This is a genomic window from Mesorhizobium sp. M1409 (genome assembly GCF_040317535.1).
GTDB lineage: Bacteria > Pseudomonadota > Alphaproteobacteria > Rhizobiales > Rhizobiaceae > Mesorhizobium.
Window position 1 is genome coordinate 1 of record NZ_JAMYKV010000126.1, and the last position, 3,180, is coordinate 3,180.

Here is a 3,180-nt window from a genome sequence, read left to right on the forward strand (position 1 = left end):
TGACTGCCTTCTTCCGCGACATCGGTACCGTCGAGCCGCTGACGCAGCCCGATTTCGCCAAAATCGGCGCGGCCATGCAGCGCCACGGCATAAAGACCCTCGACATGGCCGCCTAGGCCCAGACTGCTTCGGAGGCGACGGCGATGAACCGCTGGGCGCCTCCGCTATTTTGCTTGCGCGATAGGCGGCAGGGCTAACCAGGCGGCTCGCCCGAAGATCCGCGACAAGGTTCGGCTAGAGACGATGACGTTCCTCAATCGTACCTCCCCCAGAATCCTGACGACAACTCTCGACCCTGCCCCAACGGGGCCGGGTCTGGGCGCCTAGCTGAAGGCGCTGTCGGGGGCGGCGGCCCCGCCATGGTGGAAGCGCGCCGCCCCCGACAGCTAAACCCTTCATTCGGTGGGCAACACCTGCGAAACTCAAGTCACGCGCAGGGCGCGATCTTATGCAAGTCGCAGGAAGAGGGCGCTCGGCGACCCGCGACGGCTTCGACCTGAGAGCAACGACATCGTCTTGCATCGCGCGGGCGGCGGACTGTTATAAAGGGGAAAACCGCTAAGGCTCTAAAGTCGTGCAGCCGCCGCATCAAAGACCAAACGCCGCCTCTGTAGCTGATTCCGGTTCGTCACTTGGTCTTGCCGATGGCTCCGGTCGGCAACGTAGTCAACGAGAACACACCAGCGCCGCGCGTCACCACGCGGTGACCTCCCTTCGTTCCTAATCCATGAGGGCGGCAGAACCTAGTCGTACCCATGAGCCAGGAGCCGCTGGCGTTACCCGGTCCTTACAAAGCCCAGGCGCCCAAATCGTTCGGGAACCTCGGCGCGCCTGGCGAGTTGATGCCGATCCGGAACGGGAGACCCATGCCATGACGCACCCAGACCCCACCTCGCCCGCAGGAGTCCAGCCCGGCCCGGCCGGGAAGCGACCGACGCCCTCACCGGCAACCGAGAAGACCTCGGGCGCAGGTCCCTCAATCGCTGAACATTCCAAGGATGCCAAGACACCCAAAGCCGGCAGGCAGCCGGGTGCCTATGTCAAGGATAAGAAGACGTGAACGTTGCGAATCTTCAGCTTGAAGGGCTGCTGATGGCGGTGGCGGCGGTCAACAACATCCTGATCCATCGTGGAATCCTTCAGTCGACGATATCGATATGGCCCTGCGTAAAGCCGAGGCCTTGGTGACTTCAGAAGAACGAATGTACGAGGACATGTCCCCGGCGAACCGCGATGCGGTCTGCTTTCCCTTGCGATTGTTTCAGGTAGCCAACCGCGCCCAATTCGAATCCGGTTTGCCAGCCTTCTGCGAGCTGACCAGGCAGGTTGGGATGACCAAACAACCTTATAACGATCAAATGTGAGCGGAGGATGACATGCAGGTCTCGGAAACCGTGGTGAGCCACGATCGCGTTGAATTCTGGGGCCAGGGTGGCGAGGTCATTGCCGTTATATTGGCGGCCGGGCCCGTGCTGGTAGAGGAGGAATTGGTCGCCAAGGCGAAGGTCATGCTGCTTCATGCCGCCAGTTTCGGCAGCGAGGAAGAGGCAGACAGGAAGCTTTCTCCGGGCTCAGATGTATCTGGTTCGACCACTACTCCCGGACAGAAGCAGGCGGAAGCCCCACCTCCGGCGACCCCGGTGTGCCTTGATCGCGGTGCTAATCCGCCGCACCTGCAAACATGACCGATTCGGTTGGTTGGTCGTACCGCGATCACGGGAATGGGCCTTGCCGGCCCGCGTCCAGTGCTCTAATCGATTCGCCTGATACGACCCTTTTCGAGACGGAAGACCCCGCTTTGCCCGCCTTGCCTCTCGAAGTCGGTCTGTAGTTCATCCCACGTTCCGAGGAACTCTCCGCAATCATCACAAACGATGAGCGTCTCCGGCCGAGCGTCGTGTGGAATTCTCAGCCGAATTTTCAAGCAGTAAGGGCATTCCAAAAGGTGATTGAGGTATTGCAACTGCGACATGATGCCAAGGATGCATCCAGAGACGACCAATCGCAAGTAGGTGGCCGTCCGCTGGAGGTTGCATGAAGGGCGCCGACCAGCCGAACAAAGGTGAAACCGGACTTGTCGAACCTCAACCTCGCTTTCAAAGCATCGCTCGTATTTAGGGAGCGCCTAATATTGTTGAGGCCCTTCCAGAACCGTCGCGAGAGTGAGCAGCGATGCAAACGTTCATCCGGTAGCAGCGCTGTCATTCCCTGGCTGGGTAATCCTTTTGGCGCAATTGCGCCGTTTATCCATCGCCGAAGAGCTTGAGAGCGCGGCGGACCGCAGCGCCGACGTGTCGCGGCCCGATCTACACCGTGCTGCCTTGATGCTCCGGAACGTCGCTGCTGTCCCGCAAGAGCCGGCCAGGAGGACACACGGAACTCTATCGCCGCCGAGATGAAGATCGACTGGTCGAATCTCATTCAGATCCTCCTGCGTGAGTGGCTGGAAACGAACGCCTATCTGCCAGTCCGGATAATCGATGAGACGGACGGAAGCTTTCAAGCCACGGCTACCGCGATCACACCATGACCGCATGTCGGCGAATCGGCCATTCTTGAAGGGCGGCGGACCTGATGTCCGCTTGGCCGGCGCCGCACAGCCCAATAGCTCCCACCCTGGCGCCGGCCATCTTGTTTTTGCCGAACGCGAGAAGCGTTCCCCCGACCTCGTGGCGGTGGAAGTACGCAAGGACGAGGGCACTTGTATTCAGCCAGGCGGGCGGGGGGCGGTGGTGGTGGAGACGGCGGCGGCTGAGAGCCTTGCGCGCCATCGCGCTGGTTGTGATGCAGGGTGTTGCCGGCGCGAGCGCCTTTTCGGTTTCGGCGTGATCTCCTCGACCCGCACCTTGTCGCCGATCTCCTTTGCCATCGCCAGGGCTTTGGCCTTGTCTTTGGTGGTCAGCACGGTCCGCTAATGCGGCTTCTCGAACACGCTCGCGACATAAATGGTGGCCGGCTTGTCACTCACGGACCACCAGCGACGCCACCATTCCAAGTGATTATCTGGGAAAGATCGGCGATGTCGCCATAGATCATCGAACCTTTGACGAGAAAACACTTGTCACTCAGGACTTCGAAGAGTGAGCTTGACGCGGTGCAAACCGGCAGGTTCACCTTATGGCGCTTGGCATCGGCATGGCCGATGCTGATCGCGAGGATAGCGATAGTAGTGAGAGTCGT

3 protein-coding genes and 1 pseudogene are annotated in these 3,180 nt (G+C 60.5%); 3 read left to right on the forward strand and 1 reads right to left on the reverse strand.

Features of this window, described 5'->3' with window-relative positions:
• The first annotated feature begins 1,056 nt into the window (after positions 1–1,056).
• The 3 genes and pseudogenes from NKG99_RS35520 (at position 1,057) to NKG99_RS35530 (ending at position 2,915) form a co-directional block, all read left to right on the forward strand.
• A pseudogene (locus tag NKG99_RS35520) lies at positions 1,057–1,364 on the forward strand (hypothetical protein).
• Positions 1,365–1,376: 12 nt separating this feature from the next.
• Positions 1,377–1,685: a hypothetical protein gene (locus NKG99_RS35525; RefSeq protein WP_352874119.1), complete on the forward strand. Its 309-nt coding sequence runs from the start codon at positions 1,377–1,379 to the stop codon at positions 1,683–1,685.
• Positions 1,686–2,582: 897 nt separating this feature from the next.
• The gene (locus NKG99_RS35530; protein WP_352874121.1) at positions 2,583–2,915 is read left to right on the forward strand and encodes a hypothetical protein; all 333 of its coding nucleotides are present in this window, start codon (positions 2,583–2,585) and stop codon (positions 2,913–2,915) included.
• Between the two features lie 49 nt (positions 2,916–2,964).
• On the opposite strand, the gene NKG99_RS35535 is transcribed toward NKG99_RS35530, so the two are convergent.
• Positions 2,965–3,180 (reverse strand): hypothetical protein (locus NKG99_RS35535; protein ID WP_352874122.1); only part of this gene is annotated, 216 nt, incomplete at its 5' end.